The following is a 12730-nucleotide window of genomic DNA, read 5'->3' on the forward strand; positions in this document are numbered from 1 at the left end:
CTCAGGACTCCTGGGAGAGGGAGACGAGTACGTCGTCCCCTTCGATCTTTACGGGGTAAACGGGGACGGGGCGCGTCGCGGGAAGGCCGGACGGCTTACCGGTGCGGAGGTCGAACGAGGAGCCGTGCAGCCAGCACTCGATCTGGCAGTCCTCCACCTCGCCCTCGGAGAGCGACACGTTCGCGTGCGAGCAGATGTCGTTGATCGCGAACACCTCGCCCTCGGTGTAGACGACCGAGACCGGCGTGCCGTCGAGTTCCACCCGCTTCGGGGTGTCCTCCTCCAGCTCGCTCAATCCGCAGGCCCGGGTGAACCGGGCACGGTCGACGGCCATCAGACGGAAGCCTCCAGCTCGGCCTCGATCTTGGCGAGCAGGCGCTCCTGGACGTCCGGCAGACCGATCTGCTGGACAAGCTCGGCGAAGAAGCCGCGGACCACGAGGCGGCGGGCATCTTCGGCCGAGATGCCGCGCGAGCGCAGGTAGAAGAGCTGCTCGTCGTCGAAGCGGCCGGTCGCCGAGGCGTGGCCGGCGCCGACGATCTCGCCGGTCTCGATCTCCAGGTTCGGGACCGAGTCCACGCGGGCGCCGTCGGTCAGAACCAGGTTGCGGTTCAGCTCGTACGTGTCCGTGCCCTCGGCGGTGGCCTCGATGAGGACGTCACCGATCCACACGGCGTGCGCGTCCTGGCCCTGGAGCGCGCCCTTGTAGGCGACGTTCGACTTGCAGTGCGGGGCGTCGTGGTCGACGAGGAGGCGGTGCTCCTGGTGCTGGCCGGCGTCGGTGAAGTACAGACCGAGCAGCTCGGCCTCGCCGCCGGGACCCGCGTAGTTCACGCGCGGGTGCAGCCGGACGAGGTCACCGCCGAAGGTGACGACGACGGACTTGAAGGAGGCGTCGCGGCCGACGAGCGCGTTGTGCTGCGCGACGTGGACGGCCTTCTCGTCCCAGTCCTGGACGGAGACGACGGTCAGCTTGGCGCCGTCGCCCAGGATGTAGTCGACGTTGGCGGCGAGCACCGCGTCACCGGTGTGGTCGATGACCACGACGGCCTCGGCGAACGCGCCGAGCTCGATGACCTGGTGCGCGAAGGCGGTGCCGCCCTCGCCGTGCACGGCGATGCGGATGGGCTCGGTGAGCACCATCTCCTTGGGGACGGACACGACCGAGGCCTTCTCGAAGGACGAGAACGCCTGGGCGGCGACCCGGTCCACCGGCTTGCCGGCCTTGCCGACGCGGGCGTCGTCGCGCCCGACGGTCTCCTGGGTGACGCCCGCGGGGGCGCTCACCTCGACGCGCAGGCCGCCCTGGGCGACCGCCGTCCCGTCGTGCAGGCCGCGCAGCCGCTCGAGCGGCGTGAACCGCCACTCCTCCTCACGGCCGTGCGGGACCGGGAAGTCCGCGACGTCGTAGGACGGGGGCGCGCTCATGCGCGTCGCGACGGTGGACTCGGCGGCCACCGCGATGGATCCGGCGGTGGTCGAACCCACCGGGATGTTCTGAGCCTCAGCCATGGCTGTCGTGGTGCTCTCTTCCTGGATAAGTCTGGTTCGCTGCCTGTGGGGACGGCCGTCAGCCGACGGCGCCTTCCATCTGCAGCTCGATCAGCCGGTTGAGTTCGAGGGCGTACTCCATCGGCAGCTCCTTCGCGATCGGCTCGACGAAGCCGCGCACGATCATCGCCATCGCCTCGAACTCCGTCATACCGCGGCTCATCAGGTAGAAGAGCTGGTCGTCGGAGACCTTGGAGACCGTCGCCTCGTGGCCCATGGACACGTCGTCCTCGCGGACGTCGACGTACGGGTACGTGTCGGAGCGGGAGATCGTGTCGACGAGCAGCGCGTCGCACAGCACGTTCGACTTGGAGCCGGCGGCACCCTCGCCGATCTCGACCAGACCGCGGTACGAGGTACGGCCGCCGCCACGGGCCACCGACTTCGACACGATGTTGGAGGAGGTGTTGGGCGCCATGTGGACCATCTTGGAGCCGGCGTCCTGGTGCTGCCCCTCGCCCGCGAAGGCGATGGAAAGGGTCTCGCCCTTGGCGTGCTCGCCCATCAGGTAGACGGCCGGGTACTTCATGGTGACCTTGGAGCCGATGTTGCCGTCGATCCACTCCATGGTCGCGCCCTCGTACGCCACGGCGCGCTTGGTGACCAGGTTGTAGACGTTGTTCGACCAGTTCTGGATGGTCGTGTAACGGCAGCGGGCGCCCTTCTTCACGATGATCTCGACCACCGCGGAGTGCAGGGAGTCCGACTGGTAGATCGGCGCCGTGCAGCCCTCGACGTAGTGGACGTAGGCGTCCTCGTCGACGATGATCAGCGTCCGCTCGAACTGGCCCATGTTCTCCGTGTTGATACGGAAGTAGGCCTGGAGCGGGATCTCGACGTGCACGCCCTTGGGGACGTAGATGAAGGATCCGCCGGACCACACGGCCGTGTTCAGCGACGCGAACTTGTTGTCGCCGACCGGGATGACCGTGCCGAAGTACTCCTTGAAGAGCTCCGGGTGCTCCTTCAGGGCCGTGTCGGTGTCCAGGAAGATGACGCCCTGCTCCTCCAGGTCCTCGCGGATCTGGTGGTAGACGACCTCGGACTCGTACTGGGCCGCGACACCGGCGACGAGGCGCTGCTTCTCCGCCTCGGGGATGCCGAGCTTGTCGTACGTGTTCTTGATGTCCTCGGGCAGGTCCTCCCAGGACTGGGCCTGCTTCTCGGTGGACCGCACGAAGTACTTGATGTTGTCGAAGTCGATGCCCGACAGGTCCGAGCCCCAGTTCGGCATGGGCTTCTTGTCGAAGAGGCGCAGTCCCTTGAGGCGGAGCTTGGTCATCCACTCCGGCTCGGACTTCTTGGCCGAGATGTCGCGGACGACGTCCTCGTTGATGCCGCGCTTGGCAGAGGCACCGGCGGCGTCGGAGTCGGCCCAGCCGTATTCGTACTTGCCCAGACCCTCGAGCTCGGGGTGGGCAGTCTCCTCGATGGGGAGCGTCATGCGGGGTTCCTCCCGGCGGTGCTTGCAGATGCGTTTGTGTCGTTTTTTGGGGCGGTGGACTTGGGTGCGATCTTCGGAATGAAGGTCGTACACACCCCGTCGCCGTGGGCGATGGTGGCCAGCCGCTGCACATGTGTGCCGAGCAGCTGGGAGAAGATCTCGGTCTCCGCCTCGCACAGCTGCGGGAACTGCTCGGCGACGTGTGCGACCGGGCAGTGGTGCTGACACAGCTGCTCGCCGACCGGTGCGCTTCGCGCCGTAGCAGCGTACCCGTCGGCGCTCAGGGCCTTGGCGAGGGCTTCCGTGCGCTCCTCGGGGGCGGCGGACTCGACGGCAGCACGGTAGGCACCGGCCTGCTCGGCGATCCTGGCGCGGGCGAAGGCGACGACGGCCTCCTCGCCGCCCTCGCGCTGCGCGATCCAGCGCAGGGCGTCGGCGGCGAGCTTGTCGTACGACTGGTCGAAGGCGTCCCGGCCGCAGTCCGTCAGGGCGAACACCTTGGCGGGACGGCCGCGCGTACGGGCTCCGTAGATCTTCTGTTCACGTGCTTCGACGACCTCGTCGGCGGCCAGCGCGTCGAGATGGCGGCGCACGGCCGCCTGGGTGAGACCGAGGCGGCCGGCCAGATCGGCGACGGTGGACGGGCCGTGGTCCAGGATGGAGCGGGCGACCCGGTTGCGCGTCGAACGCTCACCGGTCGCGATCTCCTCCTGCGGGGCCCCCTGGGGAGCCTCCTGAGCCTCGCCGACGTATTTCACAACGCCATTGTTGCGTAATTCCTCAAGCCCTGACAAGCGGGGTCCGGAACGATCTCCGGTGCACTGCATCACTTAGGCATACCTAAGATGACCTGCGGAAACGATCTTTGATCGATCAATCCGGTGGTGCCGCCCACCTCTGCGAAGAACGCTGCACCCCCTGCCTGCACCCCCTCCCACCGGCCCACTTGTCACCCGGACCACCCTCACCACCGACCTCCGCGCCCTCGGCGTCCTCCCCGGCGAGACCCTCCCCCTCGCTCCACTCCTCTCCTCCCTGAGCGCGCTCGGCCGGGTCTGCGGAGGGGCCGTTTCCGTGGTCCAGGGTCTGCTCGACGCGCTTGGCCCGAACGGGACACTCACCGTCCCCACGCACACCGGCGGCAACTCGACCCGGCCCAGTGGCGCAGGCCCCCCGTGCCTCAGGAGTGGTGGGCCGAGATCCGCGCGTCGATGCCCGCGTCCGACCCGGCAATCACGCCCGGCGACGGCATGGGCGTGATCACCGAGACCGTCGGCCCGAGGCACTGCGCAGCGCGCACCCCCAGACGTCGTACGCGGCGCTCGGGCCGCGGGCCGCGGGCCGCCGCGATCACGGATGGTCACACCACCGACTGCTCCCTCGGGCGAGCACAGTCCGCTGGCCCGCCTGGAGGAACAGAACGCGCGCGTGCTCCTCCTTGGCACGACCTTCGCCACCTGTACGGCCTTCCATCTCGCCGAGTACCGGATGGCCTCCCCGTGGACCGAAAGGGGACGCGCGGTCCTCACCCCCGGTGGCCGGCGCTGGGAGCCGGTGCCCGAGGTCGACGTCAGCGCCGACGGGTTCGACGAACTCGGCGCGGCCTTCGAACGCGACCGCGCGGTCGTACGCGGCCGGGTGGGCGGGGCGGAGGCCCTGCTCTTCCCGGTGGCCGACGCCGTCGCGTACGCCCAGGGATGGCTGGCGAGGCGCCGGACCTGAGCGCCATGGGCCCCGCCCGCCGGGGACTCGTGGCACGTCCTTAGACTTGGCGCTCATGCGAAGCGAGCCCGTCGTCCGGATCCAGAGTCTGGTCAAGCGGTACGGAACCAAGACCGCGGTCGACGGCCTCGATCTGGAGGCCTCGGCCGGCATCACCGCCGTCCTCGGCCCCAACGGCGCCGGAAAGACCACCACGATCGAAACCTGCGAGGGCTACCGCCGTCCGGACGCGGGAACGGTCCGGGTCCTCGGCCTCGACCCCGTCGCCCAGGCGGGCGAACTGCGCCCCCGGATCGGCGTGATGCTGCAGTCCGGAGGCGTCTACTCCGGCGCCCGCGCGGACGAGATGCTCCGCCATACGGCGAAGCTCCACGCGCACCCCCTGGACGTGGACGCGCTGATCGAGCGCCTCGGCCTCGGCAGCTGCGGCCGCACCACGTACCGCAGGCTCTCCGGCGGCCAGCAGCAGCGCCTCGCGCTCGCCATGGCCGTCGTCGGCCGCCCCGAGCTCGTCTTCCTGGACGAGCCGACCGCCGGCCTCGACCCACAGGCACGCCGCGCGACCTGGGACCTCGTACGAGATCTGCGGTCCGACGGCGTCTGCGTCATCCTCACCACGCACCACATGGACGAGGCGGAGGAACTCTCCGACGACGTCGCGATCATCGACGCGGGCCGCGTCATCGCGCAGGGCTCCCCCGAGCAGCTGTGCCGCGGGGGCGCCGAGAACACCCTGCGCTTCTCCGGACGCCCGGGGCTCGATGTCGCCTCGCTCCTCAAGGCCCTCCCGACGGACTCCGCGGCCGCCGAGCTCACCCCCGGCTCGTACCGTGTCAGCGGCGAGGTCGACCCGCAGCTGCTCGCGACGGTGACGTCGTGGTGCGCGCAGCACGGCGTGATGCCGGAGAAGATCTCGGTCGAACGCCACACCCTCGAAGACGTCTTTCTGGAAATGACCGGCAGGGAGCTGCGGGGATGAACAAGGCCCAGCCGACCCCCGGCCGGGGGTCCCGGGGTCGCCCCCCGGGAAGACACAGCCTGGAAATGACCGGCAGGGAGCTGCGCGGATGAGTGTCGCCGGTACGTATACGCCGAAGCCGGGGGCCGCGCCGCTGTCCCGCATGATCGGCGCGCAGGCCGTCCTCGAGACGAAGATGCTCCTGCGCAACGGTGAGCAGCTGCTGCTCACCGTCATCATCCCCACCCTGCTGCTCGTCCTGTTCAGCGCGGTCGACATCGTCGACACGGGCGACGGGAAGGCCGTGGACTTCCTGGCCCCGGGCATCCTCGCGCTCGCCGTCATGTCGACCGCGTTCACGGGCCAGGCCATCGCGACGGGCTTCGAGCGCCGCTACGGCGTACTCAAGCTGCTTGCGTCCTCGCCGCTGCCGCGCTGGGCCCTGATGACCGCGAAGACGCTGTCCGTGCTGGTCACCGAGGTCCTCCAGGTGATCCTCGTGACGGTGATCGCCTTCGCGCTCGGCTGGTCCCCGCAGGGCAACCCGCTCGCCGTGCTGCTCCTGCTCGTCCTCGGCACGGCCGCGTTCTCCGGGCTCGGGCTGCTCATGGCGGGCACGCTCAAGGCGGAGGCGACGCTGGCCGCCGCGAACCTGGTCTTCCTGCTCCTGCTCGTCGGCGGCGGCGTCATCGTGCCGCTCGACAAGTTCCCGGACGCGGCGCAGACCGTCCTCGGGCTGCTGCCGATCTCGGCGCTCTCCGACGGGCTGCGGGACGTCCTTCAGCACGGCGCGGCGATGCCGTGGGGCGACCTCGGGATCCTCGCGGTCTGGGCGGTCCTCGGCCTGGGCGCCGCGGCCCGCTTCTTCCGCTGGGAGTAGGCCGTACGGCACGTGCGGGGCGTCACAATCGTCCCGGATCGGCCCCCTCGTGAAGACATGCACAAGCGGCGCCCTACGATGGGGCCCGTGCCAAACGTGACCCCCGCCGACGCCGCCCGAGCCGTGCGCAACCCGCTCGCCTTCATCGCCGAACGCTGGACCCCCGCTCAGCGGACCGTCCGGCGCGCCGCGCTCTCCGCCGTCGTCATGACGGTGGTCATCGTGGTCACCGGCGGCGCGGTGCGCCTGACGGGCTCGGGCCTCGGCTGCCCGACGTGGCCCAAGTGCACCGACGAGTCCCTCACCGCGACGAGCGCGATGGGCTTCCACGGAGCCATCGAGTTCGGCAACCGCATGCTGACGTACGTCCTGTGCGCCGCGGTCGGCTGGGCGATCATCGCCGCCCGCTCGCAGAAGCCGTGGCGGCGCGGCCTGACCCGGCTCGGCTGGGCCCAGTTCTGGCTCGTCATGGGCAATGCCGTCCTCGGCGGCATCGTCGTCCTCGTCGGCCTCAACCCGTACACGGTCGCGGCCCACTTCCTGCTGTCCACCGCGCTGATCGCGGTCGCCACGGTGATGTGGCAGCGCACGCGTGAGGGTGACGCCGCACCGCGCCCCCTCGTCGGCAAGGCCGTGCGGCAGCTCGTCTGGATCCTGACGACGGCCACGGTGGCGCTGATCATGGTCGGCACGGTGGTGACGGGCTCGGGCCCGCACGCCGGCGACTCCAGCGACGTGGCGCGCATGCCGCTCGACTGGGAGACCATCAGCAAGGTGCACGCCGTCCTGGCCTGGATCGTGGTGACGCTGACGTTCGCCCTGTGGTTCGTCCTCAAGGCGGTCGACGCCCCCAAGGGCCCCCTGCACCGCACCCGCGACCTGTTCCTCGTGCTGCTCGCGCAGGGCGTCATCGGCTACGTCCAGTACTTCACCGACCTGCCCGAGGTCCTCGTCGGCCTGCACATGCTGGGCTCGGCCCTGGTGTGGATCGCGGTCCTGCGGGTCCTGCTGTCACTGCGGGAGCGCCCGCTGGGCACGGCCGATGTCCCGGCCCAGGCGGACCCGGCCCTGACCACCGTCTGACCCGGACAGCCCGCGGCCCGGGTCAGCCGCCCCGCGCGGCGGCGCCCGTGCCGCTGAGGCCGTAGACCCGCTGGGCCGTCACCGAGCCGATCATCCCTGCGACCCGCTGCGCGTCCGCCAGGGACCACGCGCCGTCCGAGACCCAGCCGCCGAGCACCCGCCCGAGCGCCTCGCGGAACAGCCGCGCCCCCACCACATGCAGCTCCGGCAGGCCGTGCGCGCCGCTGGAGAACAGCAGCTTGCCGAACGGGGCGAGTTCCAGGATCTCCGCGAGTACGGCCGCCGCGCGCGCCCCGGTACGGGCGAGCGCCGGACCGAGGTCCGCGTACACATGCGGGAAGATGCCGGCGAGGTGCGCCGCGTGCCGGTGATACGGGTAGCCGTGCAGCAGGATCAGGTCTGTGCCGAGTCCGGCCGTGGCGCGGGCGAAGTCGGTGAGCAGGACCGGGTCGGTGCGGTCGAGGCGCAGGCCGGGTTCGCCGAGTCCCGCGTGAAGTTGCAGCGGCCGGCCCGAGGCCACCGCGATCCACAGGAGATGGCGCAGGAGCACGGGGTCGGTGAGGGGTCCGCCGACGCGGCGCGCGGCGAGCCAGCGTCCCGCGGCTCCGCGCACTTCGCCGGGTCCCGGCGGCTGGGGCGCGAACGCGAGGCCGTGCCGTACGCCCGCCACCGAGGTGAACGCGACGGCGTTCGCGGCCGCGGCGTGCACGGACTCGGCGAGGTTGGCGAGCAGGGACTCGACGGTGCCCGAGGTGTCGGCGACCTGCTCGGCGAGGAGTTCGAGGCGGACGATTTCGTGCGCGTCCGCGTCGCCGGCGGAGGCCATCTCGCGCGGCCCGGTCAGGTCGCCCGGCAGTCCCGTGTCGACCAGGTACGTCGTGATGCCGCTGCCCCGCAGCAGTCTGCGGCCCGACTCCACGACGCCCAGTTCGCGGCGCCGCGCGAGGTAGCGGGCCGGCGGGCAGTGCGGTTCGAGGCCGAGGAGCGGCGGACACCAGCGGCGTACGGCGAAGCCGGTCTGGGTGTCGAAGAAGGTCGTGCCGGGGGCGGGCGGGCGGTCGCCCCGGCCGAGATGGGCCTCGAACGTGCCGAGGCCGAGTTCCGTCCGCAGTACCCCGTGGCAGTACTGGTCCACGAGGGATGGCGTGTCGATCATCCGGGCTCCCGTAGATGGACCGTGTCTCTACCTCTCTACGGTCCTAACGGGTGAACCCTGCGCCAGGTGTTGCACTCGTACACCTGACGCATTGAACGGGCGCTACTTGTTGTTGGACGGGCGCTACTTGTTGCTCGGGCCGCCGAGCTGGATGCCCGCCATGCGGGTCCACTCGTACGGGCCGGTCTTCACCTTGGCGGCGAACTCGCCGTCGAAGTCCTCGTGCATCGTGATGCCGGCCTTTTCCACGGCCTTGCGGGCCACGGTGTCCGAGGGCGCCACCAGATTGCCCCACTCGCCGTCCTCACCGACGAGCGCGATGCGGATGCCGCGCTCCCCCATGTACGCGAGCTGCCCGCCGGCGCCGCCGTGCCGCTTGGCAAACGCGCCGATCTCACGGGCGAGCCGGGCGGCCCTGCGCTCGTCCTTCGCCGCCTGCTTCGGGTCGTCAACCGCTTGAGTGTCTGCCATGGACAAGATGCTACTGAGAGGTAGATCAACAGGCGACGGGCGGGGGGCGTGGCCTTGGCCACTCCCCCCGCCCGTCGGAAAGGTCCTGGTTGGGTCAGCGCAGGAAGGGGTCCACCGCGACCGCCACGAAGAGGATCGAGACGTAGGTGATCGACCAGTGGAAGAGGCGCATCTCCTTCAGCTTCGCGCCCGACACCTCGGCGTTGGCGCGGTTCTGCAGCCCGTGCGCCTCCCACAGCCAGAACCCGCCGGCCAGCAGGGCGACCGCGGTGTAGAACCAGCCGGTGTAGCCGAGCGGCGTCAGGAGCAGGGAGACGGCGACCATCACCCAGCTGTAGATGACGATCTGCTTCGCGACCACCTTGTTCGAGGCCACGACGGGCAGCATCGGCACGCCCACGCGCGCGTAGTCGTCCTTGACCTTCATGGACAGCGGCCAGTAGTGCGGCGGCGTCCAGAAGAACATGACGAGGAAAAGGATGACCGGGGCCCACGACATCGAGTTCGTGACCGCGGACCAGCCGATGAGGACCGGCAGGCAGCCGGCGATGCCGCCCCAGACGATGTTCTGCGAGGTACGGCGCTTCAGGATCATCGTGTAGACGACCACATAGAAGAGGAGCGCGCCGAGCGAGAGCCAGGCGGAGAGCCAGTTGACGGTCAGCCCGAACAGCAGCGTGGAGATGACCGCGAGGGCGATGCCGAAGGCGAGGCACTCCCGGGGGCTGACCATTCCGATGACCAGTGGCCGCTGCGACGTGCGCTCCATGAGCGCGTCGATGTCACGGTCGATGTACATGTTCAGCGCGTTGGCACCGCCCGCGGAGAGGTAGCCGCCGAGGCAGGTGAGGAACACCAGCTTCAGGTCGGGCACACCCTGCTGCGCGAGGAACATGACCGGAACCGTGGTGATCAGCAGCAGTTCGATGATCCGCGGCTTGGTCAGCGCCACGAATGCCTTGAACCGGGCCCCGAGCGGCCGTTGGCTCGGGCTGATGCTCGTCCCGAGTTGCCCCGCTGGACGGGATTCGACGGCCGTCACGCACACCCCTGACAGAGACTCCCAGCAAGCCCCCGGATGTGAAGTCCCGGTAAAGGCTCGCGCGTACCACGCCACTGTAGACGTTGCCTATACCTGGCCCTTCGCGGGGGTCGGTTCGTGTTTCCCAGCCTCCCAGATGAGCAGGTGCGCATTCACTTGTCGAGTGGCGCGGATGCCTGTCAGGAGGCGGATTCCGGCCCGGCCCGGCAGTCTGGATTGAGTCGAAAAAATGCGCGTACTTGCAGGGGTAGGCTCGACAACAGTCGGTGAGCCCATCATCACCGGCATCCGACATGTGGAGAGGAGCCCTGACCCAGGGTGAGCACCAAGCCGACCACCACAGACCTCCAGTGGACCGAGTTGGACCAGCGGGCCGTTGACACCGCTCGTGTCCTGGCCGCGGACGCCGTACAGAAGGTCGGTAACGGCCATCCGGGTACGGCGATGAGCCTGGCACCGGCCGCGTACACCCTCTTTCAGAAGGTGATGCGGCACGACCCGGCGGACGCCGACTGGGTCGGGCGCGACCGGTTCGTGCTGTCCGCGGGACACTCGTCCCTGACCCTTTACATCCAGCTGTACCTGGCCGGTTTCGGCCTCCAGCTCGATGACCTGAAGGCCTTCCGTACCTGGGGCAGCAAGACCCCGGGGCACCCGGAGTACGGGCACACCACGGGCGTGGAGACGACGACCGGGCCGCTCGGCCAGGGTGTCGCCAACGCCGTGGGCATGGCGATGGCCGCCCGCTACGAGCGTGGTCTGTTCGACCCGGAGGCGGCCCCCGGCACCTCCCCGTTCGACCACCACATCTTCGCGATCGCCGGCGACGGCTGCCTCCAGGAGGGCATCTCCTCCGAGGCGTCCTCGATGGCCGGGCACCAGAAGCTCGGGAACCTCGTCCTCCTGTGGGACGACAACCACATCTCGATCGAGGGTGACACGGAGACCGCGGTCTCCGAGGACACCATGAAGCGGTACGAGGCCTACGGCTGGCACGTGCAGCGCGTGGAGCCGAAGGAGAACGGCGACCTCGACCCCGAGGCCCTGTTCGCCGCGCTCGAGGCCGCGAAGGCCGAGACCGGGCGTCCCTCCTTCATCGCGATGCGCTCGATCATCGCCTGGCCCGCGCCGAACGCGCAGAACACCGAGGCCGCGCACGGCTCGGCGCTCGGCGACGACGAGGTCGCGGCCACCAAGCGTGTACTCGGCTTCGACCCGGAGACGTCGTTCGAGGTCGCCGACGAGGTCATCGCGCACACGCGTGAGGCGCTGGACCGCGGTCGCGAGGCGAAGGCCGAGTGGGAGAAGTCGTTCGCCGCCTGGCGCACGGCCAACCCGGAGCGTGCCGCCGAGTACGACCGCATCGAGGCGACCGACCTGCCCGAGGGCTGGGAGTCGCACCTGCCGACCTTCGAGACCGGCAAGGGTGTCGCCACGCGCGCGGCGTCCGGCAAGGTTCTCCAGGCGCTCGGCGCGGTCATCCCGGAGCTGTGGGGCGGCTCTGCCGACCTCGCGGGCTCGAACAACACGACGATCGACAAGACGTCGTCGTTCCTGCCGGCGGACAACCCGCTGCCGGAGGCCGACCCGTACGGCCGCACGATCCACTTCGGCATCCGCGAGCACTCGATGGCCGCCGAGATGAACGGCATCGCGCTGCACGGCAACACCCGCATCTACGGCGGCACCTTCCTGGTGTTCTCCGACTACATGCGCAACTCGGTCCGCCTGTCGGCCCTGATGCACCTGCCGGTCACGTACGTGTGGACGCACGACTCGATCGGTCTGGGCGAGGACGGTCCGACGCACCAGCCGGTCGAGCACCTGGCGGCGCTGCGCGCGATCCCCGGTCTGAACGTCGTCCGCCCCGCGGACGCCAACGAGACCGTGATCGCCTGGCGCGAGATCCTCAAGCGGTACACGAAGGTGTTCGGCAAGGGCGCTCCGCACGGCCTGGTGCTGACCCGTCAGGGTGTGCCGACGTACGAGGCGAACGAGGATGCGGCCAAGGGTGGTTACGTCCTGCTCGACGCCGAGGGTGGCCGGCCTCAGGTGGTCCTGATCGGTACCGGCTCCGAGGTGCATCTCGCCGTCGAGGCGCGCGAGCAGCTCCAGGCCGAGGGGATCCCGACGCGAGTCGTGTCCATGCCGTCGGTCGAGTGGTTCGACGAGCAGGACCAGGAGTACAAGGACTCGGTCCTGCCGCCGTCGGTCAAGGCGCGTGTCGCGGTCGAGGCCGGTATCGGTCTGACGTGGCACCGCTTCGTCGGTGACGCCGGACGGATTGTTTCGCTGGAGCACTTCGGTGCTTCCGCCGACGGCAAGGTCCTCTTCCGGGAGTTCGGTTTCACTGGTGACGCGGTGGCCGCGGCCGCCCGGGAATCGCTCGCCGCAGCCCAGCGCTGACGCTCATATACGACACG

At 69.9% G+C, this 12730-nt stretch carries 12 protein-coding genes and 1 pseudogene; 6 read left to right on the plus strand and 7 right to left on the minus strand.

All coding sequences use genetic code 11. The annotated features are described in order from the left end of the window. Position 1: 1 nt before the first annotated feature. From ACY0PA_RS12070 to ACY0PA_RS12085, 4 genes are read right to left on the minus strand one after another with little or no spacing between them, the layout of a single operon-like run. Positions 2-334 carry a non-heme iron oxygenase ferredoxin subunit gene (locus ACY0PA_RS12070; protein WP_473084619.1) on the minus strand — a complete coding sequence of 111 codons (333 nt, stop codon included), beginning with the start codon at positions 332-334 and terminating at the stop codon, positions 2-4. After that, the gene (gene sufD / locus ACY0PA_RS12075; RefSeq protein ID WP_473084620.1) at positions 334-1512 is read right to left on the minus strand and encodes a Fe-S cluster assembly protein SufD; all 1179 of its coding nucleotides are present in this window, start codon (positions 1510-1512) and stop codon (positions 334-336) included. The genes ACY0PA_RS12070 and sufD overlap by 1 nt, the downstream gene beginning before the upstream one ends. Before the next feature lie 58 nt (positions 1513-1570). After that, positions 1571-2995: a Fe-S cluster assembly protein SufB gene (sufB, locus tag ACY0PA_RS12080; RefSeq protein WP_227294060.1), complete on the minus strand. Its 1425-nt coding sequence runs from the start codon at positions 2993-2995 to the stop codon at positions 1571-1573. After that, the gene (locus ACY0PA_RS12085) at positions 2992-3753 is read right to left on the minus strand and encodes a helix-turn-helix transcriptional regulator (protein ID WP_473084621.1); all 762 of its coding nucleotides are present in this window, start codon (positions 3751-3753) and stop codon (positions 2992-2994) included. The genes sufB and ACY0PA_RS12085 overlap by 4 nt, the downstream gene beginning before the upstream one ends. A 316-nt stretch (positions 3754-4069) precedes the next feature. Here ACY0PA_RS12085 and ACY0PA_RS12090 point away from each other — a divergent pair. The 5 genes and pseudogenes from ACY0PA_RS12090 to ACY0PA_RS12110 form a co-directional block, all read left to right on the plus strand. After that, a pseudogene (locus ACY0PA_RS12090) lies at positions 4070-4299 on the plus strand (AAC(3) family N-acetyltransferase); the annotation flags it as partial. A 52-nt stretch (positions 4300-4351) separates the two neighbouring features. Further along, positions 4352-4717, plus strand: a complete 366-nt coding sequence (locus ACY0PA_RS12095; RefSeq protein ID WP_473084622.1) for an AAC(3) family N-acetyltransferase — start codon at positions 4352-4354, stop codon at positions 4715-4717. 55 nt (positions 4718-4772) lie between these two features. Further along, the gene (locus ACY0PA_RS12100) at positions 4773-5696 is read left to right on the plus strand and encodes an ABC transporter ATP-binding protein (protein ID WP_473084623.1); all 924 of its coding nucleotides are present in this window, start codon (positions 4773-4775) and stop codon (positions 5694-5696) included. An 88-nt stretch (positions 5697-5784) separates the two neighbouring features. After that, the gene (locus tag ACY0PA_RS12105) at positions 5785-6555 is read left to right on the plus strand and encodes an ABC transporter permease (protein WP_473084624.1); all 771 of its coding nucleotides are present in this window, start codon (positions 5785-5787) and stop codon (positions 6553-6555) included. 78 nt (positions 6556-6633) lie between these two features. Next, on the plus strand, positions 6634-7638 hold the full coding sequence (locus tag ACY0PA_RS12110; RefSeq protein ID WP_473084625.1) for a COX15/CtaA family protein: 1005 nt from the start codon (positions 6634-6636) through the stop codon (positions 7636-7638). Positions 7639-7660: 22 nt separating this feature from the next. On the opposite strand, the gene ACY0PA_RS12115 is transcribed toward ACY0PA_RS12110, so the two are convergent. The 3 genes from ACY0PA_RS12115 to ACY0PA_RS12125 all read right to left on the minus strand — a co-directional run bounded on the left by ACY0PA_RS12115 (position 7661) and on the right by ACY0PA_RS12125 (position 10313). Further along, positions 7661-8794, minus strand: a complete 1134-nt coding sequence (locus tag ACY0PA_RS12115; protein ID WP_473084626.1) for an amidohydrolase family protein — start codon at positions 8792-8794, stop codon at positions 7661-7663. Positions 8795-8917: 123 nt separating this feature from the next. Next, entirely contained in the window at positions 8918-9265 is a 348-nt protein-coding gene (locus ACY0PA_RS12120) for a hypothetical protein (RefSeq protein ID WP_473084627.1), read from the minus strand. 94 nt (positions 9266-9359) lie between these two features. Continuing rightward, a complete protein-coding gene (locus ACY0PA_RS12125; RefSeq protein ID WP_473084628.1) occupies positions 9360-10313 on the minus strand; it encodes a heme o synthase in 954 nt (317 codons plus the stop codon). Positions 10314-10625: 312 nt separating this feature from the next. Between ACY0PA_RS12125 and tkt the strand changes: the two genes are divergently transcribed. Then, positions 10626-12713 (plus strand): transketolase, encoded by a 2088-nt coding sequence (gene tkt, locus ACY0PA_RS12130; protein ID WP_473084629.1) that lies wholly within the window; start codon positions 10626-10628, stop codon positions 12711-12713. Positions 12714-12730: the final 17 nt, after the last annotated feature.

The organism is Streptomyces sp. DS1-CR2, assembly GCF_055760475.1.

Excerpts from the sequence above, each read along its gene's own strand:
- ACY0PA_RS12070 (WP_473084619.1), bottom strand. The coding sequence starts at position 334 with ATGGCCGTCGACCGTGCCCGGTTCACCCGGGCCTGCGGATTGAGCGAG.
- sufD (WP_473084620.1), bottom strand. The coding sequence starts at position 1,512 with ATGGCTGAGGCTCAGAACATCCCGGTGGGTTCGACCACCGCCGGATCC.
- sufB (WP_227294060.1), bottom strand. The coding sequence starts at position 2,995 with ATGACGCTCCCCATCGAGGAGACTGCCCACCCCGAGCTCGAGGGTCTG.
- ACY0PA_RS12095 (WP_473084622.1), top strand. The coding sequence starts at position 4,352 with ATGGTCACACCACCGACTGCTCCCTCGGGCGAGCACAGTCCGCTGGCC.
- ACY0PA_RS12100 (WP_473084623.1), top strand. The coding sequence starts at position 4,773 with ATGCGAAGCGAGCCCGTCGTCCGGATCCAGAGTCTGGTCAAGCGGTAC.
- ACY0PA_RS12105 (WP_473084624.1), top strand. The coding sequence starts at position 5,785 with ATGAGTGTCGCCGGTACGTATACGCCGAAGCCGGGGGCCGCGCCGCTG.
- ACY0PA_RS12110 (WP_473084625.1), top strand. The coding sequence starts at position 6,634 with ATGGGGCCCGTGCCAAACGTGACCCCCGCCGACGCCGCCCGAGCCGTG.
- ACY0PA_RS12115 (WP_473084626.1), bottom strand. The coding sequence starts at position 8,794 with ATGATCGACACGCCATCCCTCGTGGACCAGTACTGCCACGGGGTACTG.
- ACY0PA_RS12120 (WP_473084627.1), bottom strand. The coding sequence starts at position 9,265 with ATGGCAGACACTCAAGCGGTTGACGACCCGAAGCAGGCGGCGAAGGAC.